This window comes from Pannonibacter anstelovis, from assembly GCF_036881715.1.
Taxonomy (GTDB): domain Bacteria; phylum Pseudomonadota; class Alphaproteobacteria; order Rhizobiales; family Stappiaceae; genus Pannonibacter; species Pannonibacter anstelovis.
This window is the reverse complement of the sequence record NZ_JBAKBF010000005.1, coordinates 263,199-288,201: the sequence shown is the minus strand read 5'-3', so window position 1 is coordinate 288,201 and position 25,003 is coordinate 263,199. Positions and strand designations below refer to the sequence as shown.

General features: G+C 62.1%; 25 protein-coding genes. 16 read left to right on the top strand and 9 right to left on the bottom strand.

Features of this window, described 5'->3' with window-relative positions; translation table 11 throughout:
• The first annotated feature begins 33 nt into the window (after positions 1-33).
• On the top strand, positions 34-918 hold the full coding sequence (bla, locus tag V6L75_RS10635) for a class A beta-lactamase (protein ID WP_334251487.1): 885 nt from the start codon (positions 34-36) through the stop codon (positions 916-918).
• A gap of 88 nt (positions 919-1,006) precedes the next feature.
• Here bla and ldtR read toward each other — a convergent pair whose 3' ends face one another.
• The 5 genes from ldtR to V6L75_RS10610 all read right to left on the bottom strand — a co-directional run bounded on the left by ldtR (position 1,007) and on the right by V6L75_RS10610 (position 5,329).
• Positions 1,007-1,519 carry a transcriptional regulator LdtR gene (gene ldtR, locus V6L75_RS10630; RefSeq protein ID WP_334251486.1) on the bottom strand — a complete coding sequence of 171 codons (513 nt, stop codon included), beginning with the start codon at positions 1,517-1,519 and terminating at the stop codon, positions 1,007-1,009.
• A 161-nt stretch (positions 1,520-1,680) separates the two neighbouring features.
• Positions 1,681-2,592 carry a 3-hydroxyisobutyrate dehydrogenase gene (gene mmsB / locus V6L75_RS10625; RefSeq protein WP_334251485.1) on the bottom strand — a complete coding sequence of 304 codons (912 nt, stop codon included), beginning with the start codon at positions 2,590-2,592 and terminating at the stop codon, positions 1,681-1,683.
• Between the two features lie 45 nt (positions 2,593-2,637).
• Positions 2,638-3,051: a DUF6163 family protein gene (locus V6L75_RS10620; protein ID WP_334251484.1), complete on the bottom strand. Its 414-nt coding sequence runs from the start codon at positions 3,049-3,051 to the stop codon at positions 2,638-2,640.
• Positions 3,052-3,106: 55 nt separating this feature from the next.
• The gene (locus tag V6L75_RS10615; protein ID WP_334251483.1) at positions 3,107-4,162 is read right to left on the bottom strand and encodes an enoyl-CoA hydratase/isomerase family protein; all 1,056 of its coding nucleotides are present in this window, start codon (positions 4,160-4,162) and stop codon (positions 3,107-3,109) included.
• 27 nt (positions 4,163-4,189) lie between these two features.
• Entirely contained in the window at positions 4,190-5,329 is a 1,140-nt protein-coding gene (locus tag V6L75_RS10610; RefSeq protein ID WP_334251482.1) for an isobutyryl-CoA dehydrogenase, read from the bottom strand.
• A gap of 292 nt (positions 5,330-5,621) precedes the next feature.
• Here V6L75_RS10610 and hemB point away from each other — a divergent pair, with 292 nt between their 5' ends.
• The 4 genes from hemB to V6L75_RS10590 all read left to right on the top strand — a co-directional run bounded on the left by hemB (position 5,622) and on the right by V6L75_RS10590 (position 9,605).
• A complete protein-coding gene (gene hemB / locus V6L75_RS10605; protein ID WP_334251481.1) occupies positions 5,622-6,653 on the top strand; it encodes a porphobilinogen synthase in 1,032 nt (343 codons plus the stop codon).
• A 223-nt stretch (positions 6,654-6,876) separates the two neighbouring features.
• Positions 6,877-8,136 carry a threonine ammonia-lyase gene (locus V6L75_RS10600; protein WP_334251480.1) on the top strand — a complete coding sequence of 420 codons (1,260 nt, stop codon included), beginning with the start codon at positions 6,877-6,879 and terminating at the stop codon, positions 8,134-8,136.
• A 111-nt stretch (positions 8,137-8,247) separates the two neighbouring features.
• The gene (locus tag V6L75_RS10595) at positions 8,248-8,733 is read left to right on the top strand and encodes an RDD family protein (RefSeq protein WP_334251479.1); all 486 of its coding nucleotides are present in this window, start codon (positions 8,248-8,250) and stop codon (positions 8,731-8,733) included.
• Positions 8,734-8,855: 122 nt separating this feature from the next.
• On the top strand, positions 8,856-9,605 hold the full coding sequence (locus V6L75_RS10590; protein WP_334251478.1) for an arginyltransferase: 750 nt from the start codon (positions 8,856-8,858) through the stop codon (positions 9,603-9,605).
• Here V6L75_RS10590 and V6L75_RS10585 read toward each other — a convergent pair whose 3' ends face one another.
• Positions 9,606-10,280 carry a uracil-DNA glycosylase gene (locus V6L75_RS10585; protein WP_334251477.1) on the bottom strand — a complete coding sequence of 225 codons (675 nt, stop codon included), beginning with the start codon at positions 10,278-10,280 and terminating at the stop codon, positions 9,606-9,608.
• Positions 10,280-10,867: a LabA-like NYN domain-containing protein gene (locus V6L75_RS10580; protein ID WP_050471294.1), complete on the bottom strand. Its 588-nt coding sequence runs from the start codon at positions 10,865-10,867 to the stop codon at positions 10,280-10,282. The genes V6L75_RS10585 and V6L75_RS10580 overlap by 1 nt, the downstream gene beginning before the upstream one ends.
• A gap of 365 nt (positions 10,868-11,232) precedes the next feature.
• Here V6L75_RS10580 and rpoZ point away from each other — a divergent pair, with 365 nt between their 5' ends.
• The 10 genes from rpoZ (at position 11,233) to parC (ending at position 21,468) form a co-directional block, all read left to right on the top strand.
• Complete coding sequence (gene rpoZ, locus V6L75_RS10575) at positions 11,233-11,631, top strand: DNA-directed RNA polymerase subunit omega (protein WP_019962555.1); 399 nt, start codon at positions 11,233-11,235, stop codon at positions 11,629-11,631.
• Positions 11,632-11,707: 76 nt separating this feature from the next.
• Entirely contained in the window at positions 11,708-13,918 is a 2,211-nt protein-coding gene (locus tag V6L75_RS10570) for a RelA/SpoT family protein (RefSeq protein ID WP_334251476.1), read from the top strand.
• Positions 13,919-13,945: 27 nt separating this feature from the next.
• Positions 13,946-14,527: an orotate phosphoribosyltransferase gene (gene pyrE / locus V6L75_RS10565; protein ID WP_334251475.1), complete on the top strand. Its 582-nt coding sequence runs from the start codon at positions 13,946-13,948 to the stop codon at positions 14,525-14,527.
• 74 nt (positions 14,528-14,601) lie between these two features.
• On the top strand, positions 14,602-15,147 hold the full coding sequence (locus tag V6L75_RS10560) for a DUF2062 domain-containing protein (protein ID WP_334251516.1): 546 nt from the start codon (positions 14,602-14,604) through the stop codon (positions 15,145-15,147).
• A 54-nt stretch (positions 15,148-15,201) separates the two neighbouring features.
• Positions 15,202-15,642, top strand: a complete 441-nt coding sequence (acpS, locus tag V6L75_RS10555; protein ID WP_334251474.1) for a holo-ACP synthase — start codon at positions 15,202-15,204, stop codon at positions 15,640-15,642.
• A 124-nt stretch (positions 15,643-15,766) separates the two neighbouring features.
• Entirely contained in the window at positions 15,767-16,528 is a 762-nt protein-coding gene (lepB, locus tag V6L75_RS10550) for a signal peptidase I (RefSeq protein ID WP_334251473.1), read from the top strand.
• A 13-nt stretch (positions 16,529-16,541) separates the two neighbouring features.
• The gene (gene rnc / locus V6L75_RS10545; protein ID WP_334251472.1) at positions 16,542-17,249 is read left to right on the top strand and encodes a ribonuclease III; all 708 of its coding nucleotides are present in this window, start codon (positions 16,542-16,544) and stop codon (positions 17,247-17,249) included.
• Between the two features lie 154 nt (positions 17,250-17,403).
• The gene (gene era, locus V6L75_RS10540; RefSeq protein WP_334251515.1) at positions 17,404-18,318 is read left to right on the top strand and encodes a GTPase Era; all 915 of its coding nucleotides are present in this window, start codon (positions 17,404-17,406) and stop codon (positions 18,316-18,318) included.
• 42 nt (positions 18,319-18,360) lie between these two features.
• Positions 18,361-19,125 (top strand): DNA repair protein RecO, encoded by a 765-nt coding sequence (gene recO / locus V6L75_RS10535; RefSeq protein ID WP_334251471.1) that lies wholly within the window; start codon positions 18,361-18,363, stop codon positions 19,123-19,125.
• A gap of 93 nt (positions 19,126-19,218) precedes the next feature.
• Positions 19,219-21,468, top strand: a complete 2,250-nt coding sequence (parC, locus tag V6L75_RS10530) for a DNA topoisomerase IV subunit A (protein ID WP_334251470.1) — start codon at positions 19,219-19,221, stop codon at positions 21,466-21,468.
• A gap of 670 nt (positions 21,469-22,138) precedes the next feature.
• On the opposite strand, the gene smpB is transcribed toward parC, so the two are convergent.
• Positions 22,139-22,615, bottom strand: coding sequence for an SsrA-binding protein SmpB (gene smpB / locus V6L75_RS10525; protein WP_334251469.1), 477 nt, complete (start codon positions 22,613-22,615; stop codon positions 22,139-22,141).
• A gap of 276 nt (positions 22,616-22,891) precedes the next feature.
• Complete coding sequence (gene dapA, locus V6L75_RS10520; protein WP_334251468.1) at positions 22,892-23,770, bottom strand: 4-hydroxy-tetrahydrodipicolinate synthase; 879 nt, start codon at positions 23,768-23,770, stop codon at positions 22,892-22,894.
• 225 nt (positions 23,771-23,995) lie between these two features.
• On the opposite strand from dapA, the gene V6L75_RS10515 reads away from it, so the two are divergent.
• On the top strand, positions 23,996-24,877 hold the full coding sequence (locus tag V6L75_RS10515) for an alpha/beta fold hydrolase (RefSeq protein WP_334251467.1): 882 nt from the start codon (positions 23,996-23,998) through the stop codon (positions 24,875-24,877).
• Positions 24,878-25,003: the final 126 nt, after the last annotated feature.

Sequence of the window (25,003 nt, the reverse complement as noted above, 5' to 3'; positions counted from 1 at the left end):
TTTTCTGACGCCCGGCATTTCCAAGGATTGATCATGCAAAAAACGCTTTCCCATCTCCGCCGTTCCGCTCAGGTTCTTGCCTTCTCCCTGCTGCTGGCAGCCCCGGCGGCAGCAGGCCCGGCGGACGCTCAGCTTGCTGAAACTGTTACCCAAATCGAGTCCCGGCTGAATGCGCGCGTGGGCGTGGTTCTGCATGATACCGGTAGCGGCTGGTCATGGACCAACCGGGCCGATGAGCGGTTTCTGATGAACAGCACCTTCAAGGCCCCGCTCTGCGGTGCCGTTCTGGCCGCCGCAGATGCAGGAACGCTGAACCTTGACGAGGTGCTTCCCATTCTCCGCTCAGAAATCCTGTCCTACGCTCCCGTGACGGAGAAAAAAGTAGGCCAGTCCATGTCCCTGAGCGAGCTGTGCCTGGCCACCATCGACATGAGCGACAACACGGCTGCCAATCTTCTGATCAACCGCCTGGGAGGCACGGAAGCAGTGACGGAGTTCTTCCGCCAGACCGGCGACACCGTCAGCCGGCTGGACAGGCTCGAGCCTGAAATGAATACCTTCAAGGCCGGTGATCCGCGCGACACAACCTCCCCTGCAGCCATGTCGTCCACTCTGAAAGAGCTGCTCCTGGGCGAGGTCCTTGCTGCCGGTTCCCGCGCTCAGTTGATCCAGTGGATGAGCCACGGCGGCGTTACTGGCGCACTTCTGCGTAAAACCGCGCCCCAGGGCTGGCACATCGCGGACAAGTCCGGTAGCGGCGACCAGACCCGCAACATCATCGCCATGATCACACCCCCGGACCGGGCACCATGGATTGCAGTCATTTTTGTGTCGGATGTGAAGGCTGATTTTGCCGTTCGGAACGCAGCCTTGCAGGAAATCAGCGCAGCGGTGATTGACGTTATCAAGGCGGATTGAGCCCTTTAGGCTTGCGCAGAAAAGAAAGGCCCGCGCCGGTTATCCGGCACGGGCCTTTTCATTTCGTGATGCCTCAAGTCCCCGTGGATCAGAGACGATAGAGGATCTGGTCGGTCCAGAAACGCTCCAGGCGGCGCAGCGACTTGTTGAGCGTGGCGAAGTCACCAGCGTGGATTTCGCCGACCTGCTCGACCGAAAGAATGTGACGCTCGTAGAGGTCATTCACGATCTTCGCGACTTCCTGGCCCTTCGGCGTCAGGCTGACACGGACCGAGCGGCGATCCATGCGCGAGCGCTGATGATGAATGTAACCAGTCTCAACGAGCTTCTTCAGGTTATACGACACGTTTGACCCGAGATAGTAACCGCGGGTGCGCAGCTCGCCAGCCGTCAGTTCGGCATCACCGATGTTGAACAGCAGCAGGGCCTGCACACTGTTCACGTCGGAACGGCCCATACGGTCGAACTCGTCCTTGATGACGTCAAGAAGACGGCGGTGAAGTCTTTCGACGAGCGTCAGTGCTTCCAGGTACAGCGGCTTGAGTTCCGTGTCCTCTTCTGCCTGAGCAACGGCGTCCATAGCTCTGTTAGCTGAGATCATTTGTTTGCGCCTCTATATTTCTACCTGTCATTGGGTGGTTATTTTTTCCACCTTGAGACTGACCATACAGAGGCGCTTCTAAAATCCGCTTAAGAGATACGCTGAATCATCTCTTAAAATTTACCGGAGACTTTTCGTCTGTTTCGAGTGATTGAAAGAATTCATTCACCACGAAGGAACCGGACGATCCCCGAGAAGTCCGTGCCCGAATGGCCCGAATTGCAGAAGAGGGCATAGAGGGCTGCTGCCTGTGCCCCCAGGGGGGTTGCAGCGCCGGAAGACTGCGCCGCCTCTTGGGAAAGCTTGAGATCCTTGAGCATCATCTGCGCCGCAAAGCCCGGCTGGTAGTCCCGGTTGGCGGGCGATGAAGGCACGGGGCCGGGCACCGGGCAATAGCTCGTCAGCGACCAGCACTGACCGGAGGCTGTGGATGAAATGTCGAAAAGTTTCTGGGCATCGAGGCCCAGCCGTTCGGCAAGGATAAACGCTTCACTAACTGCGATCATGGAAATGCCGAGTATCATATTATTACAAATCTTCGCCGCCTGACCGGTACCCGAGCCACCGGCATGGACGATGGTCTTGCCCATCACCTCAAGGAAAGGCTTGGCGCGCTCAAAGGCGGCATCTTCGCCGCCGACCATGAAGGTCAGCGTTCCCGCTGCAGCGCCGCCAACACCGCCGGAGACCGGTGCATCCACCATGACCATGCCTGCAGAAGCGGCCGCCTGCGCCACGGCTCGGGCGCTGTCCACGTCGATCGTAGAACTGTCGATGAGGAGCGTGCCGGGACGGGCACTGGCGAGAACGCCCTCTTCTCCGGTGTAGACGGCGCGCACATGCTTGCCCGCCGGCAGCATGGACACAACCGCATCGGCATCACGCACGGCCTCGGCCACCGATGCGACCGCCTTGCCGCCTGCCGCCTCAAGCTGGGACTTGGCCTCCGGCGACAGGTCAAACCCCTTTACCGCATGTCCGGCTCTGACCAGATTGGCCGCCATCGGACCGCCCATGTTGCCAAGACCGATGAAACCCACTGATGCCATGACGCAACTCCTCCCGGTTCGCAAACTGTCATCCGGAACCGTGTCAGGCTTGGGCCATGGCCGGTCCGGCTATTTCTTCCTGTGTTCCCGCTCAACCAGATAGACCAGCAGCAGATAGATGCCGATTGTCGCCAGATAGAACGTGATCTCATAGGGCCGCCGCCCGAACATGTCGGAAAAGGCCGTATGCATGACAATCTGGCTGAAGGCCCGGAACAGCCACATGACCGTTCCCCAGGACACCGCCAGCCAGAGGCCGATCGCCGCCACCAGATCCAGCACCCCGAAAAAGACGGTCGCCGTCTGCCATTCGACCGGCATTTCCCAGAACCACGCGCCACGCCAGGGCGCAAAGCCGACGATGCGGGCCCAGTGGATCACTCCGCCCGCGATCAGCAGCAGCGCCATGCAGCGCAGGTACCACAGCAGCACGGTGCTCCAGGGCGGGCGGTTCTTGAGGAGATCCTGAAAGCTTGTGATCATGTCCGGCCTTGCGGGAAGGGGCACCCGGCGTCTTCCGCCGCTGCCCGCGCTTCACTCAGGGCAGCGGAAGATCGCCACCCTCTGGCCTTTCGAAATAAGCCGCCAGCCCCGTCCTGTCCACCTCTGCAAGACTTGCCGCCTGCCAGCGCGGTGCATTGTCCCGGTCTACCAGGACGGACCGCACGCCCTCATAAAAATCTGCGTGCTTCAGGATCTCGCTGACAATGCGGAACTCCATCCGCATGCAGCCGTTGAAATCCAGCTCTGCACCCCGGTTCAGCTGCTCGAAGGTCAGCGCCAGACTGGTGGGCGACTTGGAGGCCAGCATCCCAAGACAATTTCGGGCGAAGTCTGAATCACTTGCCGCCAGCGCCTGCCAGATCGAGTCAACGCTGGAGAGACCGAAAACGCGCTCCAGTTCATCCATCACTTCAAGCAGCGGTGCAGGGCTTGCATCCACCGCAAAGCGGGAAAGCGCGGCCTCCACCGGCTCCCCGGCGCAGAGCGCTTCCGTCAGCGCCGGAATGGAGGCAGACGCCACCGCATGGGTGAGGACTCCGGTCAGCAATGCGTCGGCCTGCTTCAGCCGGGCCGAGGTCAGAGCGCAGTAGTAGCCGGTGCGGCGCGGCATCCGCGGCAGGAAGTAGCTGCCCCCCACATCCGGAAAGAAGCCGATGCCGGTTTCCGGCATGGCAAAAAGCGTCTTCTCCGTCCCCACCCGGTGCGAGCCATGCACCGACAGGCCAACCCCGCCCCCCATGACGATGCCATCGATCAGCGACACCCAAGGCTTGGGGAAATGCTTGATGCGGCTGTTGAGGATATATTCGTCTGCGAAGAAGCCCGTCTGCTCCGGCGCACTCTTCAGGCCCTGTACGGCGCCAATGTCATAGACCTGACGGATGTCGCCTCCCGCGCAGAAGGCCTTTTCGCCGCTGCCGCGCAGCACGATGCGGGTGATGGCCGGGTTCCTTTCCCAGTCATCCAGCCGGGCGGCGATGGCCCTGACCATGCCGTGGCTGAGCGCATTGAGCGCCTTGGGCCGGTTGAGGGTGATCAGCCCCGCCTGCCCCGCCACCTCGAACAGAACCTCGTCCGCGCGCTCGCTCATGCTTTTCTGTCTCCCCGGTTGCTGTTCTCACCGGCCAATAAGATCGCGCGAAATGATGACGCGCATGATTTCGTTGGTGCCTTCCAGAATCTGGTGCACCCGCACATCCCTCAGGAAACGCTCGATGGGATAGTCGCGCAAGTAGCCGTAGCCGCCATGCAGCTGCAGCGCCTCGTTGACCACCTGAAAGCCCGTGTCCGTTGCAAGGCGCTTGGCCATGGCGGCAAGGCGCGTGGCCCCTTCCGCCTTTTGCTCGACGGCCATGGCCGCCTTGTGCAACAGCAGCCGGGCGGCCTCCAGCTCCGTTGCCATGTCGGCAAGCCGGAACTGCAAGGCCTGGAAGGTGGAGATGGAACGGCCGAATTGCTGGCGGTCCTTCATATAAGAAATGCTGCGTTCAAGGCAGGTTTGCGCCGCGCCGAGCGAGCAGGCGCCGATGTTCAACCGCCCGCCATCGAGCCCGGCCATGGCGAACCTGAAGCCTTCGCCCTCATCGCCGATGCGGTTTGCCGCCGGAATGCGGCAGTCTTCAAAAATGACCTGCGCCGTCGGCTGGCTCTTCCAGCCGAGTTTCACTTCCTGCGCCCCGAAGCTCAGCCCCGGCGTCCCCTTGTCCACCACGAAGCAGGAGATGCCGCCCGGCCCCTCTCCGCCAGTGCGGGCCATGACGATGTAGACATCCGATGCCCCGCCGCCGGAGATGAAGGCCTTGGTGCCGTTGAGGACATAGCTGTCCCCGTCCCGGACAGCGCGGGTTCTGAGGCTTGCCGCGTCTGAGCCCGAGCCCGGCTCGGTCAGGCAGTAGCTGCCGAAGCGGCGCATGCTGCACAGATCCGGCAAATAGCGCTCGCGCAACTCCTGCGAGCCGAACCGGTCGATCATCCAGCCGGTCATGTTGTGAATGGAGATATAGGCAGCCGTCGAGGTGCAGCCTTTGGCGAGTTCCTCGAAGATCAGCGCTGCATCCAGCCGCGTCAGGCCCGATCCGCCCAGATCCTCACGCACATAGATGCCGGCAAAGCCAAGCTCCGCCGCCTTACGCAGGGTCTCCACGGGAAAGATGGACTTCTCGTCCCACTCCCGCGCATGGGGCTCCATCTCGTCGCGGGCAAAGCTGGCGGCCACCTCCTGAAAGGCGCGCTGCTCCTCGTTCAAGGCAAAGTCCATGGGGCTCCTCCCGCCTTCACGGAGGGCTGAGCGGCTGCGGAATCTGGCGGCAGTTTCTCCTCCTGCCTGTCCTTCCGGCCTTTCAACCCTGTCAATTTGGGGTAGCCCGTTTTGACTTTAACGTCAATTTGGCGGCAGATCGTCTCTTTGGCCTATGGGTTGGCGCAAGTGGCCAGATCAAGAGGCAAAGGCAATGATGCCGCAGTCCTCCCTATGGCATCACGGCGGCGCTGTTGTTACAGTCCGCGCCCATCACGCATGATCAAAACTTCCGAACTCCAGGACCCGCCGCATGTCCAACCCGTTCCACAACGTTTCCCCCGAGCATATTGACGACATTCTCGGCGGCCGCCGCCTGCGCCGCAACCGCCGCGCCGACTGGGCGCGCAGGCTGGTGCAGGAAAATGCCCTGACCGTGAATGACCTGATCTGGCCGATCTTCCTCGTCGATGGCAGCAACATCCGCCAGCCGGTGCCCTCCATGCCGGGCGTGGAGCGCATGTCGGTGGACGAAGCGGTGCGCGAGGCCGAATATGCGGCGAGCCTGTCCATCCCCGCGCTGGCTCTGTTTCCCTACACCGATCCCGCCTTGCGCGATGACGACGGCAACGAGGCACTCAATCCGGAGAACCTCATCTGCCGCGCCTGCCGCGCAATCAAGCAGGCGGGCCTCAACATCGGCCTCATCACCGATGTGGCGCTGGACCCCTACACCAGCCACGGCCACGATGGACTGATGCATGGCGAACGCATCCTGAACGATGAAACCGTTGACCAGCTCTGCCGTCAGGCGTTGACACAGGTGGAAGCAGGCGCGGACGTGATTGCGCCCTCCGACATGATGGACGGGCGCATCGGCGCCATCCGCAGGGCGCTGGATGCCAACGGCCACCGCGAAACCCAGATCATGGCCTATGCCGCTAAATACGCCTCCGCCTTCTACGGCCCTTTCCGTGATGCGGTGGGCACGTCCAAGACGCTGATCGGCGACAAGCGCACCTATCAGATGGACCCGGCCAACACGGACGAAGCGCTGCGCGAGGTGGAACTGGACATTGCCGAAGGCGCCGACATGGTGATGGTCAAGCCCGGCATGCCCTATCTGGATGTTGTCTGGCGGGTGAAGGACACCTTCCGCATGCCGACCTATGCCTATCAGGTGTCGGGCGAATATGCGATGATCCAGGCCGCAGCTGCGAACGGATGGCTTGACGGCGAGCGCGCCATGCTGGAAAGCCTTCTGGCCTTCAAGCGCGCCGGAGCGGACGGGATTCTCACCTACTTCGCCCCCCGTGTGGCAGAACTTCTCAAGCGCGGCCTCTGAGGGCCGCCCGATTGCTGACAAGCCCCAGCCGCAGTGTTTCCGCTCCAGCTTTGCTGAGATCCGGGACCGGAAAGCCAAGGCATGCCGGCCCCTCTCTCTGAACCTGCCTGCACCCCGGCTCATCGGTCCCGTCTTGCCCTCCGCCTTGGCAGGATGACGATGGGGACAGGACTTTCAACACTCTGTGCGGCCTTCCGGAGGCCGCCCATTTCCGGACGGATCCATGAACACTCCCGCTGACAGACAGGCATCTGCCACCCTGCCGCTTTCCCTTGCCGATGTGGAAGATGCGGCGCGTCTGATCCGGGGGGCCGTGCTGCGCACACCGTTCCTGCCTGCTCCAAAGCTGTCGGCGCTGACCGGGGCCGAGGTTTTCGTCAAATACGAGAACATGCAGGTCACCAACGCGTTCAAGGAACGCGGAGCGCTGGTGAAGCTGCTGTCACTGACGGAGGAAGAACGCCGGCGCGGTGTCATCGCCATGTCGGCGGGCAACCATGCGCAGGCTGTTGCCTATCACGCCGGCCGGCTCGGCATCCCCTCCACCATCGTCATGCCGGAGACGACGCCTTTCGTGAAGATCACTGCCACACGCGGTTATGGCGCGGAGGTGGTTCTGGCGGGCGACACACTGGTGGGCGCAACGGCCGAAGCGCAGCGCCTGTCGGAGGAAAAGGGATTCGTCTGGGTGCATCCCTTCGACGATCCGCATGTCATCCGCGGTCAGGGCACCATTGCGCTGGAAATGCTGGAAGACGTGCCGGACCTTGAGTGCATGGTCGTTCCGGTTGGTGGCGGCGGCATGATTTCCGGCATGGCCGTGGCTGCGAAGGGTGCGAAGCCGGATATGTCCATCGTCGGCGTCGAGTCACGCCTCTATCCGGGCATGTGGAGTGCCGTGCATGGCGAGGAGCTGCCTTGCGGCGGGCCGACGATTGCGGAAGGCATTGCGGTGAAGGACGTCGGCGCCCTCACGCGCAAGATCGTGCGTGAACTGGTCGATGACATTGTTCTGGCCGAGGAAAGCGCCATCGAGCGGGCCATCAACCTGTTCCTGACCCAGCAGAAGACCCTGGCCGAAGGCGCGGGGGCTGCCGGGCTTGCCGCGCTGCTGACTTCACCGGACCTGTTCCGGGGCAAGAAAGTGGGGCTGGTGCTGTGCGGTGGCAACATCGACCCGCGCCTCGTCTCCTCCATCGTGATCCGCGAACTTTCCCGAGATGGCCGGCTTGTCTCGGTGCGCATCGACACGCCGGACCGGCCGGGCGTGCTGGGCGAGATTGCCTCCATCATCGGCGGGCGCGGCGGCAATGTGGTGGACGTGTCGCATCACCGCCTGTTCCTCAACGTTCCCGCCAAGGGCGCGACGCTGGATGTCACCTTCGAGACCTTCGACGCCGCACACGGCCAGACCATCATCGAAGCCCTGCGGGAACGTGGTTACGCAGTGCGCCAGATGAATGTGGCCGAGGTTATGGCCTGAATTTTACCCTGAAAGATGGCAGTGCCTGCATAAGATCTCGAACAAACTGAAACGGAACAATTGACTGCGCTTCCTGTTCTTCCCACATGATGAGAGCAACAGGAGGCGGTAATGTCTTATCAGGCTGAAATTCTGGAACCCCGGCGTGGCGGCTTTGGCCCGGCCGATGATCCTGCGCTTTTCAGCGGGCTGCGCAGCAAGCGCATCATGGCCTTCCTGATCGACACGGCTATCATCGCCTTCTTTACCGTTCTGGCTGCGATCCTCGTATTCTTTCTCGGCATTTTCACGCTGGGTCTTGCGTGGTTCGCCTATGCCTTTCTGTGGCAGGGCGTGGCACTGACCTATACCGCCATCACGCTGGGCGGCGAGCGGGCGTCAACGCTGGGCATGCGCGCAATGGGCCTCGAAATGCGCCTGTGGCATGGCGGCAAGCCCTATGCGCTGCTGGCGGCGATGCACGCACTGCTGTTCTGGTTCTCGGTGACGCTGCTGACACCGCTGGTGCTTCTGGTCAGCCTCGTGTCAGACCGAAAGCGTCTGCTGCATGACATCATCCTTGGCACTGTCGTCATCAACGCGGACCGCCGTTTCTGATACCAGACCGGAGGCGTGGCGTTCCGGCACGTAAATTGCCGGAAATGGGTGCTTGACGTTCTCTCTTGCCGCGCCATCCTGTCGGGATATCATTGTCTGCAAAGAGAGGCAGATCTTCCGACGTGACCCGGCATCCGATCGACCATCCCCAGTTCTACCTGACGGCTCCGGCGCCGTGCCCGTATTTGCCGGGCAGGCAGGAACGGAAGGTGTTCACCCATCTGGTCGGTCATCAGGCCCCTGCCCTCAATGACGTGCTGACACAGGGCGGCTTCCGACGCAGTCAGAACATTGCCTACCGCCCGGCCTGCGAGGCCTGCCGGGCCTGCGTCTCCGTGCGGGTGCGTGTGGCGGATTTCCAGTGGACCAGCTCCTTCAAGCGCACCTGGAAAAAGGGCAACTGGCTGGTTGGCGCCGAGCTGCCCCCCTCACCCTCCAGCGAACAATACGATCTCTTCCGCACCTATCTTCTGGCCCGGCACGAAAATGGCGGCATGTCGGAGATGAGTGTGCTGGACTATGCGATGATGGTGGAGGACACTCATGTGGACACCATGGTCATCGAATACCGCCGCCGCGGGCCGGATACGTTCCTGACCCGGCGCGGCACCGGGCCGCTCGTCGGCGTTGCCCTGACCGACCGCATGGCCGACGGCTTGTCGATGGTCTATTCCTTCTACGATCCGACGGTCGAAGGCCTCAGCCTTGGCACCTTCATGATCCTCGAGCATATCGAGCGGGCCCGCAGGCTAGGCCTGCCCTATGTCTATCTCGGCTACTGGGTCGAAGGGTCGCAGAAGATGGCCTACAAGGAACGGTTCCAGCCGCAAGAACATCTGGGGCCGGAAGGCTGGTCCCAGCCGGAGCGCTGATCAGGCCGTTGTGTCCACATGAGCCCGGATCGACGCAAACACGCTGCGGAACATGTCGCGTGTCAAGCGCCCGGTATTCGTGTTGTAGCGCGAGCAGTGGTAGCTGTCGAAGAGCTTCACAGGGCGGCCAGACAGCTGAATGTCATGGCCTGCCCCATGCACGAAAGGTGATCTTGCACGCGGCAGCGACAGGGCGGTCAGGAAGGTGTCATGGGCAATGCGCCCGAGCGCCAGCACCGCGCTAACCGAGGGCATGGCGTCAAGTGTCGCAATCAGAAAGGGCCGGCAGGCTTTGATTTCCGGGCCAGTCGGCTTGTTCTCCGGCGGGACGCAGCGCACCGCATTGGTGATCAATGCATCCACCAGCTCAAGACTGTCATCCGGACGCGCCTCATAAACGCCCCTGGCAAAGCCGAAGTCGATCATGGTTTCATAGAGGAGATCGCCGGCGTAATCTCCCGTGAACGGCCGCCCTGTCCTGTTGGCCCCACGCAAGCCCGGCGCAAGACCAACGATCAGCAGGGATGGTGCCTTGTCACCGAAGGATGGCACAGGCGCATTGAACCAGTCCGGCGACAGGCGCCGGTGCTCTTCGCGGAACGCGACAAGACGGGGGCACAGCGGACAGTCGCGTGCCGGGTCCAGAGCAAAACCAGCCGTATGCGGCTCAGGCATCAGTAGTCGTCGTCTTCGTCGATGTCGCGGTCACGGTCGGATGCGCGCGAGGGGCGCTCGGCGGGATCACGGCCAACGCGGTTGGCAAGGCTCGCCAATTCAATGAAGTGGTCAGCCTGGCGGCGCAGGTCATCGGCGATCATCGGCGGCTGGGTCTGAAGGGTGGAGACAACGCTGACCTTGCGGCCCTTGCGCTGCAGAGCTTCGACCAGCGAGCGGAAATCACCATCACCCGAGAACAGGACGATGTGGTCGACGCTGTCGACCAGCTGCATGGCATCGACCGCAAGTTCGATATCCATGTTGCCCTTGACCTTGCGGCGGCCGCTGGAATCAACAAATTCCTTCACCGGCTTCGTCACAACCTTGTAACCATTGTAGTCAAGCCAGTCGATCAGCGGACGAATCGACGAGTACTCCTGATCTTCAATGATCGCGGTGTAATAATAGGCCCGCAGCAGGTAGCCTTTGCTTTGAAACTCCTTCAAAAGCATTTTGTAATCGATGTCGAAACCAATTGCCTTAGCCGTCGAATACAAATTCGCACCATCAATAAACAAAGCAATTTTTTCTCTTGAATCAAACATAAAGCAATTCCTTTCCAGCACCAACGGGCTTTGGTGCAGCACTCAATCTCTTGGAGCGTAATTGATTGACTTGTATAAACAATCACTCGCTCGTTCTCATTGCTTCCAAGGCAGCAAAAGTTAAACTTTTAACTGAACGCCATTATTTGAACGTCTTTTCATGGGCGCAACAGTTGGCGTACTACATTGGCGCAGCATTCCGCAATCGTAAATATGGCCACCATCCTGGCATATGAAAGGTTCTCAAGCCATTTTTTTGCCCTTGTGGCACCTCATGCTCAATCACGAAAAAGCGAGGGTTGCGCTAAGGTGCAGTTGCTAATATACGCTCATCACTTGATTTCCAGAACATATGGAGAAGTCCTATGGCGCGCGTCACCGTCGAGGATTGCATCGACAAGGTTGATAACCGGTTCGAGCTGGTGCTGCTGGCAGCGCATCGCGCCCGGATGATTTCCAGCGGCTCCCCGCTGACCATCGATCGCGACAACGACAAGAATCCTGTCGTCGCCCTGCGTGAAATCGCAGATGAGACGGTCAGCCCCGAGGATCTTAAGGAAGACCTCATTCATTCGCTGCAGAAATATGTGGAAGTGGATGAGCCGGAGGCGGAAGCCGTTCCGCTCGTTCCGTCCAGCAATTCTGGCGGCACCCAGGTCAATGCGGTAGACGATTCGAACGTTGAGTTCGACCGCATGTCGGAAGAGGATCTGCTGCGCGGTCTGGAAGGCCTTGTGCCGCCGGAGCGTTCGGACGACATCTGATTCCGGCATGAGGCGGGTCATCTGAGTTGGCAAGCCCTGGTGCTGCAATCTGTGTCCAAGGGTGTCTGCTGCGGCCATGATGCGCCAATACGAGCTTGTCGAACGGGTTACCCGATATAATCCGAATGCCGACGAAGGCCTTTTGAACAAGGCTTATGTCTATGCCATGAAGAAGCACGGGTCCCAGACCCGCGCTTCCGGCGATCCCTATTTTTCCCATCCGCTCGAAGTGGCCGCCATCCTGACCGATCTCAGGCTGGACGACGCCACTGTTGCTGTCGCGCTTCTGCATGACACCATCGAGGACACGGATGCCACCCGCGCGGAGATCGATACGGTCTTCGGCGAGGAAATCGGCAAGCTTGTCGAAGGCCTGACCAAGATCAAGCGCCTCGACCTCGTTTCTCAGAAGACCAAGCAGGCAGAGAACTTCCGCAAGCTCCTGCTCGCCATCGCTGATGATGTGCGCGTGCTGCTGGTCAAGCTGGCGGACCGGCTGCACAACATGCGCACGCTCCATCATATGCCGGAGCACAAGCGTGGCCGCATCGCCGAAGAGACGATGGAAATCTATGCCCCGCTGGCCGGGCGCATGGGCATGCAGGACATGCGTGAGGAGCTGGAGGACCTGTCCTTCCAGGTGCTCAACCCGGAAGCCTATGCCACGATTGCCGAACGCCTCATGAGCCTGCGCGAGCGCAACGGCGGGCTGATCGGCGAGATCGAGAGCCTGCTGACCGCCCAGATCGCAGAGCGTGGCATCGCAGCCCGGGTCAAGGGCCGTGAGAAGCGCCCCTACTCCATCTTCCGCAAGATGCAGCAGAAGTCGCTGGGCTTCGAGCAGCTCTCCGACATTTACGGCTTCCGCGTCATCGTCGGCACCACCGAGGCCTGCTACCGGGTGCTGGGCATCATCCACACCACCTGGCCGACGGTGCCGGGGCGGTTCAAGGATTACATCTCGACGCCGAAGCAGAACGACTACCGCTCGATCCACACCACTATCGTCGGCCCAAGCCGCCAGCGCGTGGAACTGCAGATCCGCACCGAAGCGATGGACCGGGTGGCCGAATACGGCATTGCCGCCCATGCGCTCTACAAGGACGGGCAGACCGGCGGGCGCAACATTGCGCGGCACACGGATGAAAGCCGCGCCTATGACTGGCTGCGGCGGACAATCGACCTCCTGTCACAGGGCGATACGCCGGAAGAATTCCTTGAGAACACCAAGCTGGAACTGTTCCACGACCAGGTGTTCTGTTTCACGCCCAAGGGCCGCCTGATTGCCCTGCCGCGCGGGGCAACGCCGATCGACTTTGCCTATGCGGTGCATACGGGCATCGGCAACACCTGCGTCGGCTGCAAGATCAACGGCAAGATCATGCCGCTGGTGACGGAGCTGCGAAACGGTGACGAGGTGGAGGTCATCCGCTCGCAAGCGCAGACACCGCCGCCGGCCTGGGAATCGATCGCCGTCACCGGCAAGGCCAAGGCCGCGATCCGCCGTGCCACACGCGAATCCATCCGCAAGCAATATGGCGCTCTTGGCGAGCATGTGCTGCAGCGCGCCTTCAACCGTGCGGACAAGCCCTATTCGGAAGGCCTGCTGGAAGGCGTCCTTGGACTTCTCAATCAGGAAACGATCGCCGATCTGCTGGCCAGCGTCGGGCGCGGCGAGTTGAGCGCACAGCAGGTGGTGAAGGCCGTTCATCCCGACTATCAGGACGAGCGCACCGCCCATCTGAAGCCTGAGCCGGGCGAAGGCTGGTTCGACCTCGAAAAAGGCCAGGGCCTCAAATTCCGCATTCCCGATGCCGTGCAGGGCTCCGATGGCCTGGCCCTGCCGATCCGCGGCCTGACGGGCGACATTCCGGTGAGCTTTGCCCCCAATGGCGGCGCCGTGCCCGGTGACCGGATTGTCGGCATCCTGACGCCTTCGGAAGGGCTGACGATCTATCCGATCCAGTCGCCGGCACTGAAGGAATTCGACGACCAGAGCGACCGCTGGATCGACGTGCGCTGGGACATCGACGTGGACAATCCGGAGCGTTTCCCGGCGCGCATCAATGTTTCCGCCCTGAACGAACCCGGCTCACTCGCTGCCATCGCCCAGGTGATCGGCGACAATGGCGGCAACATCGACAATCTGAAGATGGTCCGCAAGGTGGCCGATTTCCATCAGATGATCATCGATCTCGAGGTATGGGATCTGAAACATCTGAACCGTATCATCAACCAGCTGCGGGCCAAGCCGAACGTGTCGAGCGTGACACGTGTCAACGGCTGACCCGGCACAAGACGGAGACTTTGGACGATGACGCAGGACGAAGTCCTGGCCGTTTTCCGCGAGGCGGGGGCCATTCTGGAAGGGCATTTCATTCTTTCTTCCGGGCTGCGCAGCCCGGTCTTTCTGCAGAAGGCCCGTGTCTTCATGTATCCGGAGAAGACCGAGCGCCTGTGCAAGGCGCTGGCGCAGAAGATTGCAGCGGCTGGCCTTGGCAAGATCGATGCTGTCGTCTCCCCTGCCCTCGGCGGCCTGATCCCCGGTTATGAAACCGCCCGCCATCTCGGCGTTCCTGCCATGTGGGTGGAGCGTGAGGGCGGAGAGTTCCGCCTGCGGCGCTTCGAGATGGAAAAGGGCGCGCGCGTCGTCATCGTTGAGGATATCGTCACGACGGGCCTGTCCAGCCGCGAGACGGTTGACGCACTGAAGGCCATCGGTGCCGAAGTTCTGGCCGTGGCCTGCCTGATTGACCGCTCCGCCGGAGAGGCGGACACAAGCGTGCCACTTGTATCGCTGACACAGTACAAGGTGCCGGCCTATGAGCCGGACAAGCTGCCACCGGAACTGGCAGCCCTGCCACCGGTAAAGCCGGGCAGCCGCAACCTCGCCTGAGCAGGCAAAACGCGAAAGGGAGACAGGAGCGCATGCTGTTTCAGCGCAGAACACCGCCAACCAGACTTCAGAAGATGCGCGTGGCCGTCTGGCCGCGGGAAAGCTGGTCCCGGTCGTTCCGCTACTACGGCAAGCGTGTCCTGCGCCTGACAGCCTCTCCGGATGCAGTGGCTCGCGGCTTTGCGGCCGGGGCCTTCGCTTCGTTCACACCGCTCATGGGCTTCCACTTCATGCTGGCGGCGGCCTGTGCCTTTCTAATCCGCGGCAATCTGATTGCGTCCGCGCTGGGGACTGCCGTTGGCAACCCGCTGACGTTCCCCTTCATCTGGGCGGCTACCTACAAACTGGGCCACCTGATCCTGGGTTCCAGCCCGCATGAAATCGCCCGGCGCGAAGATGCCACGGAACATGGCTTCAACCTTCTGGAGCAGTCTTTCGACACGCTCTGGCCTGTGATCAAGCCAATGATGATCGGCGGCATTCCCCTTGGGCTGGTTTGCGGTGCACTGTGCTACGTCATCGTTTTCCAGAGCGTGCGCTCCTATCAGGAAGCCAAGCATCAGCGCCTCGAAAGGCGCCGCACAGCCCACCGCGAGGCGGAAAAGCTTGAAGACGCTTGATCCGCTTCTTAAGTGCTGGGTTCACGTCCCCGGACGGCCCACGGAAAGGCAGCCATGATCCTTGGCATCGGCAGCGATCTGATCGACATCCGCCGCATCGAACAGACGCTGGAACGCTTCGGCGAGCGCTTCACCAACCGCGTCTTCACCGAACGGGAGCGCCAGCGTTCCGACCGCCGGGCCGAGCGCGCCGCCTCCTATGCCAAACGCTTTGCCGCAAAGGAGGCCTGCTCCAAGGCCCTTGGCACCGGCATCCGCATGGGCGTCGCCTGGCGGGAGATGGGCGTCGTGAACCTGCCCAGCGGCCGGCCGACGCTTGAACTCACCGGCAGCGCCGCCGGGCGGCTCGCCCGCCTGACGCCGGAAGGCTTCAAGGCCCGCATCGACCTGACCATTACCGATGACTACCCGCTGGCGCAGGCCTTCGTGGTGATTTCCGCCTGGCCGCAGGACTGGCCGGAGCCCCCTGCCCCGCCGGTGCGCGAGGAGGCATGACGCCTCCTCATGCGGCCAGCAAGTCTTCTGGCAAGCCTTGCGTTGCCAGCCCCGGCCTGACCGGCTAAAAGTCGCAGCGACAGACCGGGGCCAATGGCGCCTCGCGGCACGAATGAAGGACGACATGAGCGTGACGGACAAGAAAAAAGCCAAGGACGGCAGCCTTGGCGAAACGGTCAAGGTGATCGTTCAGGCCCTGCTGATCGCGCTGGTCGTGCGCACCTTCCTGTTCCAGCCGTTCAACATCCCCTCGGGGTCGATGATGAACACGCTGCTGATCGGCGATTACCTGTTTGTGTCGAAATACAGCTACGGCTATTCGCGCTACTCCTTCCCCTTCGGCTTGCCTCCCTTCTCCGGCCGGGTGTTGAGCTCGGACCCCGAGCGCGGTGATGTGGCCGTATTCAAGACGCCGCATGACAACTCGACCGACTACATCAAACGCGTCATCGGTCTGCCGGGCGATGAAATCCAGATGATCGACGGTGTGCTGCATATCAATGGCGCGGCAGTCCCGCGCGAGCGGATCGAGGATTTCGTCGACACGGACAATTTCGGCAACGAACGACGCGTCGCCCGCTACCGTGAAACCCTGCCCAATGGTGTCAGCTACGATACGCTGGACCTGACCCCGCGCGGGCAGGCAGACAATACCAAGGTCTTCAAGGTGCCTGCCGGTCACTATTTCATGATGGGTGACAACCGCGACAACTCCACGGACAGCCGCGTTCCGGTGGAACTGGGCGGCGTCGGCTATGTGCCGGTCGAAAACTTTGTCGGCCGCGCTGAAGTGATCTTCTTCTCGGTGGATGGCGGTCAGCCGGCCTGGCAGTTCTGGTACTGGCCCTGGTCCGTCCGCTGGGACCGGCTGTTCCAGTCGATCTGAGGCGGAAGATGGCATGACCAACTCCCGCAAGACAGACATGCTCGCTGCCGTCGAGGCGCGGATCGGCCACACATTTGCCAATCGTGCTCTGCTGCAGCAGGCACTGACCCACGCAAGCTCCCTTTCAGGCGCCGATACGTCGGGCGGCAGTTACCAGCGGCTCGAGTTCCTCGGCGACCGGGTGCTCGGGCTTGCGGTTGCCAGCATGCTGCACAAGCACTACCCGCGTGCTGATGAAGGCGAGATGGCCCGCCGCCTGAACCACATGGTCAAGCGCGAGACCTGCGCCGAGATCGCCATCGAGCTGAAGCTGGGCGATGACATGCGCATCAGCCAGAGCGAGGCCCAGACAGGCGGGCGCCAGAAGACGGCGCTGCTTGCCGACATCTGTGAAGCCGTGATTGCCGCCATCTATCTGGATGCCGGCTTCGAGACGGCGGAAGATTTCGTCCGCCGCCTGTGGGAGCCGCGGATGCTGACCTTCTCCGGCCCCTTGCGCGATGCCAAGACCACCCTGCAGGAATGGGTGCAGGCCAAGAGCCTGCCGGCCCCACTCTACAAGGTGGTGGACCGCACCGGCCCGGACCATGCGCCGGAGTTTGTCGTTGCCGTGCAGGTGGAAAAATTCCCCAGCGCGGAAGGACGCGGCAACTCCAAGCGTGTTGCCGAACAGGCTGCCGCCGAGACCATGCTGCGGCGGGAAGGCGTCTGGAGCGACTGACGCATGGGGCTGGAGCACTGAAAGCTTCGCCTCTCACCGCAAACCCGCTATGATTGACCCGCCGGGGCTGGACCACTGTCTGCCACGCCGGATGACACCTTGAAAGACGACAGATTTGACCGATCAGGACCTGCCCGGCGCCGCCGGGAACGACATGGAAGCCATTCACACCGCAGACGGCACCCGTGCGGGCTTCGTTGCCCTCATCGGCGCACCGAACGCGGGCAAGTCGACGCTCATCAACCAGCTGGTCGGCACCAAGGTCTCCATCGTCACCCACAAGGTCCAGACCACCCGCGCCATCGTGCGCGGCATCGCCATGCATGGCGCGTCGCAGATCATCTTTGTCGACACCCCCGGCATTTTCAAACCCAAGCGCAGGCTGGACCGGGCCATGGTAGACACCGCCTGGGGCGGCGCACGGGATGCAGATGTGACGGCGCTCCTGATCGACGCCCGCAAGGGCCTGACGGAAGAAGTGGAAGCCATTCTTGGCCGGCTTGCTGACATGCCCGGCAAGAAAGTGCTGATCCTCAACAAGACAGACGTGGCCAACCGTGAGAAGCTGCTGAAAGTCGCTTCCACCGCAAATGAAACCGTTGCTTTCGAGCGCACCTTCATGGTCTCCGCCCTGACTGGCGATGGCGTTTCCGACATTCTCGCCTATTTCGCCGGAGAAGTGCGCCCTGGCCCCTGGCTTTATCCGGAGGATCAGGTTTCCGACGCGCCCATGCGCATGCTGGCGGCGGAAATCACCCGCGAGAAGCTGTTCGAGCGGCTGCACGAGGAAATCCCCTATGTCTCGACCGTTGAGACCGAGCTGTGGGAAGAACGCAAGGATGGCTCCGTGCGCATTGAGCAGACGATCTATGTGGAGCGCGACAGCCAGAAGGCCATCGTGCTGGGCAAGAAGGGCCAGACCATCAAGATGATCTCCCAGGCTGCCCGCACAGAGCTGACGGAAATCGTCGAGCGCCCCGTGCATCTGTTCCTCTTCGTGAAGGTGCGCGAGAACTGGGCCGATGATCCGGAGCGCTACCGGGAAATGGGGCTTGAGTTCCCGCGCTGATTCCGCGCGGGGAACCCGACACAGACGCAGGGTGGCACGCCGATGGAATGGACAGATGACGGCGTTCTTCTCTCCTGCCGCCCGCAAGGGGAAAGCGCGGCTGTCGTCGAGGTGATGACACGCCATCAGGGCCGGCATCTCGGCCTTGTCCGCTCCGCCCGCTCCCCCCGCATGACGCCGCTGCTGCAGCCCGGCAACACGCTGCGCCTCACATGGCGCGCCCGGCTGCCCGGCCAGCTTGGCCTTTTTTCCGTTGAAGGCCTGTCGTTACGCGCCGGTTTCCTGATGCAGGAAGCATGCGCACTTTATGGCGTGCAGCATCTTGCTGCCCTCACCCGCCTGCTGCCGGAACGCGCCGCGCATGAGGGCATCTTTCAGGCGCTCACCGTGGTGCTGGACCACCTGCATGAGCCGCTGATCGCCGGTCCACTGATCGTGCGCTATGAACTTGCCCTCCTGACGGAACTCGGCTTTGGCCTTGATCTCAGCCGCTGCGCGGCAACCGGTCAGGCGTGGGATCTGGCCTATGTCTCTCCCAAAAGCGCCCGCGCCGTCAGCCGCGATGCCGGAGCGCCCTACCGGGACAAGCTGCTGCCCCTACCAGCCTTTCTGGTGGACGGTGAGCGCCAGCCCGGCACGGAGATCAACTTCGCCGACCTTGCCGGCGGCTTCACGCTGACTGCCTTCTTCCTCGACCGGCATGTCACCGGCCCCGCGGGCCTTGACCTCTCGGCCACCCGCACCGGCATGACGGCAGCCTTCGCGAGGGCCTATGAGAAGGCAGGCCTGATGGGGTTTGGCGGATAAACCGCTCAAGACCGGGGAAAAACCAGCAGAATTCTGCCATTTCCGGCCCCACAGAATTGTGTGGACGGCACAATCCGGGCTATGGCTCGCAGCATGGGAAACGAGCTGATTCCACCTAGCGGCATTGAAGGCGTCAACCTGCGCGAAGCGCTGGAAGAACGGTACCTTGCCTATGCCCTCTCCACCATCATGCACCGGGCGCTGCCTGATGTGCGTGACGGCCTGAAGCCGGTTCACCGGCGCCTGCTCTACGCCATGCGCCTTCTGAAGCTGGACCCCGGTGCCGGCTTCAAGAAATGCGCCCGCGTGGTCGGCGACGTGATCGGTAAGTATCACCCGCATGGCGATCAGGCGGTCTATGATGCCCTTGTGCGCCTCGCTCAGGACTTTGCGCAGCGCTATCCGCTGATCGAAGGCCAGGGCAACTTCGGCAACATCGACGGCGATAACGCAGCGGCGATGCGTTACACCGAAGCGCGCCTGACCGACACGGCCAAGCGCCTTCTGGACGGGCTCGACGAAGATGCCGTAGATTTCCGCGAGACCTACGATGGCGAAGAGCGCGAGCCGCTGGTTCTGCCGGGCGGTTTCCCGAACCTGCTCGCCAACGGCTCCTCGGGCATTGCCGTGGGCATGGCGACGTCCATTCCGCCGCACAATGCCCATGAACTGTGCCTTGCCGCGCAGCACCTGATCAAGCATCCGGACGCCGAAACACGGGATCTGCTGGCCTATCTCAAGGGGCCGGACTTCCCTACCGGCGGCATTCTGGTGGATGATCCCAAGGGGCTGCAGGAGGCTTATGAGACCGGCCGTGGCAGCTTCCGTGTCCGCGCCCGCTGGGCGGTGGAAGACCTGGGACGCGGCCAGTGGGTCGTCGTCGTCACCGAGATCCCCTATCAGGTTCAGAAGTCGCGCCTGATCGAAAAGATCGCCGAGCTGCTGACAGCCCGCAAGCTGCCGCTGCTGGACGATGTGCGCGACGAATCTGCCGAGGACGTTCGCGTCGTTCTGGTGCCGCGTTCGCGCAACGTGGACCCGGCGCTTCTGATGGAATCCCTTTTCAAGCTCAGCGAGCTTGAAACCCGCTTCCCGCTTAACCTCAATGTGCTGTCCATGGGCAAGGTGCCCATGGTGATGGGTCTGAAGCAGGTTCTGCGCGAGTGGCTGGATCACCGCAAGGAAGTGCTGGTACGCCGCTCGCAGCACCGTCTGGCGCAGATCCTGCACCGGCTTGAGGTGCTGGAAGGCTATCTGATCGCCTATCTCAACCTCGACGAGGTGATCCGCATCATCCGCGAGGAGGATGAGCCGAAGGTAGAGCTGATGCGCACCTTCAGCCTCTCCGATGTGCAGGCCGAAGCCATCCTCAACATGCGCCTGCGCTCGCTGCGCAAGCTTGAGGAATTGGAAATCCGCAAGGAGCACGAGAAGCTCAGCGCCGAGCGTGACGCCATCAATGCACTGCTGGGCTCTGACGCCAAGCAGTGGGCACATCTGGCCAAGGAAACGGCGGAAATCGCCAAGGCCTATGGCCCGGAGACCGAGCTCGGCAAGCGCCGGACGGACGTTGCCGAGGCACCTGATCATGACATCGGCGACATCCAGCAGGCGATGATCGAGAAGGAGCCGGTCACGGTCATCATCTCGGAAAAGGGCTGGATTCGCGCGCTCAAGGGCCATCAGCAGGACCTTTCGACGGTCGCCTTCAAGCAGGGCGACAAGCTGAAGTTCTCGTTCCATGGCGAGACCACGGACAAGATCCTGCTGCTGACCACAGCCGGAAAGTTCTTCACGCTCTCCGCCGCCACCCTGCCGGGCGGGCGCGGGCATGGCGAGCCGGTGCGCCTGATGGTGGACATGGACGAGGGCCAGGACATTGTCTGTGCCTTCATCCACAAGCCGGGCCGCAAGCTGATGGTGATCAGCGACGAGGCGCGCGGCTTCATCGTGCCGGAGGCCGATGTCATCGCCAACACCCGCAAGGGCAAGCAGGTGCTGAATGTCACCGCGCCGAACGAGGCCGTGCTCTGTATTCCGGTAGAAGGTGATCAGGTCGCCATCATCGGCCAGAACCGCAAGCTGCTGGTCTTCCCGCTGGCGCAGGTGCCGGAAATGGGCCGTGGACGCGGTGTGCGCCTGCAGCGCTACCGGGATGGCAGCGTTGCCGATGCTGTGGTCTTCTCAGGCGAAACTGGCCTTGTCTGGATCGACAGCTCTGGCCGCAGCTTCAACCGCTCCCTGGAAGACCTCGCCGACTGGCGCGGCGACCGGGGCCAGGCCGGCCGCCTCCCCCCCACCGGCTTCCCCCGCACCAACAAATTCGGCACGGGCAAACTTTGAAACAACACGGGGAGAAGCTGCAAGGCTTCTCCCCGATGCGTTAGAGCTCCCCGGCATCATAGCCATGGACATAGTCTTCGTCATGCCATGACTTGATCATGGCATCCATTCCATTTCCCAGCCACGGGTAAAGCCCCTCCTCATCGCACCGGAATGACACCCGGAGCAAGCTGAAATGGAACGGCATGGATCCCATGATCAGGTCATGGGATGACGAATACGGTGGGGTTAGTGACAGGCGAATGGCCCAATGCGGCTCCAAAGCCTGCCCAAAGCAGGTCAAATCCGGATCGGGCAAGACCGAAGCGGTGCTTTAGCCATCCTCGCCACACGTATTACGCTCTCCGTCATGCCATGACTTGATCATGGCATCCATTCCATTGCCCAGCCACGGATAAAGACCCTCCGCATCGCGACGGAATGACGGCTAGAGCAAGCTGAAATGGAACGGCGTGGATCCCATGATCAAGTCATGGGATGACGGATACGGTGTAGTCCGTCACAGGTGGCGGCGTCTCGCGCATGATCGTGCCGCTATGAGTTTCATCCACAACATATCCACAGCCTGCCAACAGCTCTTTCACAAGCTGCCAACAGGCTTGGACACAGGGTTTTCCATAAGGTTTGCACAAGGCAGGCGGATCAGCCGAAGCCGTTCCCCCGCCAGGCTTCAGCTGCCAGACTTCAGCAAGCGGCCCTTTTCGCGGGCCCAGTCGCGGGCCTTTTCGGTCTCGCGCTTGTCATGCAGCTTCTTGCCGCGGCCAAGGGCGAGCTCCAGCTTGGCGCGGCCCTGCTCGTTGAAATAGACCTTCAGCGGCACCAGCGTCTTGCCTTCCTTGGCCACTGCCGCTGCCAGCTTGGCGATCTGGCGCTTGTGCAGCAGCAGGCGGCGCGGACGGCGCGGCTCGTGGTTGAAGCGGTTGGCCTGAAGGTATTCCGGCAGATAGGAGTTATAAAGCCAGATCTGACCGTCTTTCTCCGCTGCATAGGATTCCTGAATGTTGGCCTTACCGCCGCGCAGCGCTTTCACCTCTGTGCCGCGCAACTCGATGCCGACTTCCAGAACGTCTTCGATCTCGTAATTGAACCGCGCCTTCCTGTTGTCCGAAACAACCGTCCGGGCGGGGCCGCCAGACTTGGGCGCCATGGTCACATCTTCCCTGCATGGACACGGAAGCGCCGCGTTGTGGCCCTTCCGGTCAGTTTGTCAACACAACCTGCCCCTCCTTCGTCATCCCGGCCAAGCACAGCGCGAGCCGGGACCGGTGAGCCGGAGGGCAAGTTTTTTCTCCAGAGCCATAACCGGTGCGCCTTGGCTCACCGGTCCCGGATCTCCGCTTCGCTGCGTCCGGGATGACTACGGAGAGAAGTTCCCGAAGATCAGACCGGAAAGGCGAATGCAGGCCCTTCCGGTCACTCTATCTCAGTTGATCAGGCCCGCATGCACCATCGCGTCGCGGATCTGGGTCTGCGTTTCCGGGGAGACCGGAACCAGCGGCAGACGGACTTCGTTCTCGAGCTTGCCGAGGAGCGACAGGGCATATTTGACGCCCGTCGGGTTCGGCTCGATGAACAGCGCGTGGTGAAGCGGGCCCAGCCGGTCCTGAATCGCCAGCGCGGCGGCATAGTCACCGCGCAGCGTTGCCGCCTGGAAGTCAGCACACAGCTTCGGTGCCACATTGGCCGTCACAGAGATACAGCCCTGCCCGCCATGGGCGTTGAAGCCGAGCGCCGTGATATCCTCGCCCGAGAGCTGGAGGAAGTCCGGTCCGCAGGCCTTGCGCTGCATCGTCACGCGCGCCATGTTCGCCGTCGCGTCCTTGACGCCCTTGATGTTGCGGCAGGTGCTGAACAGCTCTGCCATGGTCTCCGGCGTCATGTCGATGACCGAGCGGCCCGGAATATTGTACATGATGATGGGAATGCCCACCGCCTCGTCAATCGCCCGGAAGTGCGCCTTGAGGCCCGCCTGGTTCGGCTTGTTGTAGTAAGGCGTCACGACCAGCAGAGCATCGGCGCCAGCCTTTTCCGCATGGCGGGCAAAATCAATCGCCTCTGTGGTGTTGTTGGAGCCAGCGCCCGCAATCACCGGAACGCGGCCTGCAGTCACTTCGATGCAGAGCTCAACAACGCGCTTGTGCTCGTCATGGGTCAGCGTCGGGCTTTCACCTGTGGTGCCGACCGGAACGAGACCGGAGCTGCCTTCCTTGATCTGCCAGTCCACAAAATCCTGAAAGCGTTTCTCATCGACCGCGCCATTCCGGAACGGAGTGATCAGCGCTGGTATCGATCCCTTGAACATTTTCAGAATTCCTTGTTCGACTTTGTTTTCCCGCAGATTTCAGGCGGGAATGGTCCGGCACAATAATGTGCAAGCGGCCCTGCGGCAATGGCTTAGACGGCATCAGATTGCGCTTGCGGACAGGCCTTGCACACCTGTTGCAGCAAGGTAGCATGTCCACTCCTGCGGCATCCGGAAATGGTGGCTGCAAACCGGCAGCAAGAGCCGGGCAGCCGGGGAGAGATCATGAGCATCACGGCAGAAGACTTTCACTGGACGGCTGCCGACGGGCTCAGGCTTGCCGGGTGCGTCTGGCGTCCGCCCGTTGAGGTGCCCGGTGCCGTGCCGCTGATATGCCTGCCCGGCCTCAGCCGCAACACACGGGACTTCGAGGATGTGGGACAGGCACTCGCCAGGGACGGGCGTAAGGTCTTTGCGCTGGACTACCGCGGACGCGGGCGAAGCGACTGGGATCCGAACTGGACCAATTACAGCCTGCCCGTTGAATCTTCTGACATTGCCCTGTTTCTGGCCCAGGCCGCCCTGCCCCGCTTTGCGGTGCTGGGCACCTCCCGCGGCGGGCTTCATGCCATGATGATGGCGGCCCAGATTCCGCGGGAGATATTCTGTGCCGCAATCCTCAACGATGTCGGGCCGCGAATTGAGCTCGGCGCGCTCCTTGACATCCGCGACAGCTTTGCCGCGCGCCGGGTCTATTCCAGCTTCGAAGACGTGGCAGCCACACTGAAGAACGCCCTTGCCCGTGATTTTCCGAAGATCGATGATGACGGCTGGCTGAAATTCGCAAGGCAGGCCGGCAAGGCGACTGATGATGGCGTGATCTTTGACCACGACCCTGCGCTGGACAAGCCGATGGAGGCGATCACCGCCGATACACCCTGGCCCGAACTCTGGCCCCTGTTCGCCCCGTTGCTGGACAGGCCGGTGCTCGTGCTGCGCGGCGCCAATTCCCGGCTGCTGACGCAAGCCACGCTAAAGGACATGGCCGCCACACACCCTGACCTCTCAAGCCTGACCATCCCGGACGAGGGCCACGCGCCGCTCTTGTGGGACAACCTCAGCCAGAGGGCGATAGGGGACTTTCTGCGGGCAAAAGTGGACGGTTGAGCAGGCGGCTGGGCAGGAAGTCTTCTGCTTGAAGCTTGCCGCCACGAAAGACCCGCACACCCGTAGACCGGCGGCCTGATCACTCACAGCAATATGCGGGGGCGGGGCGATGCCAGGATAACGCGG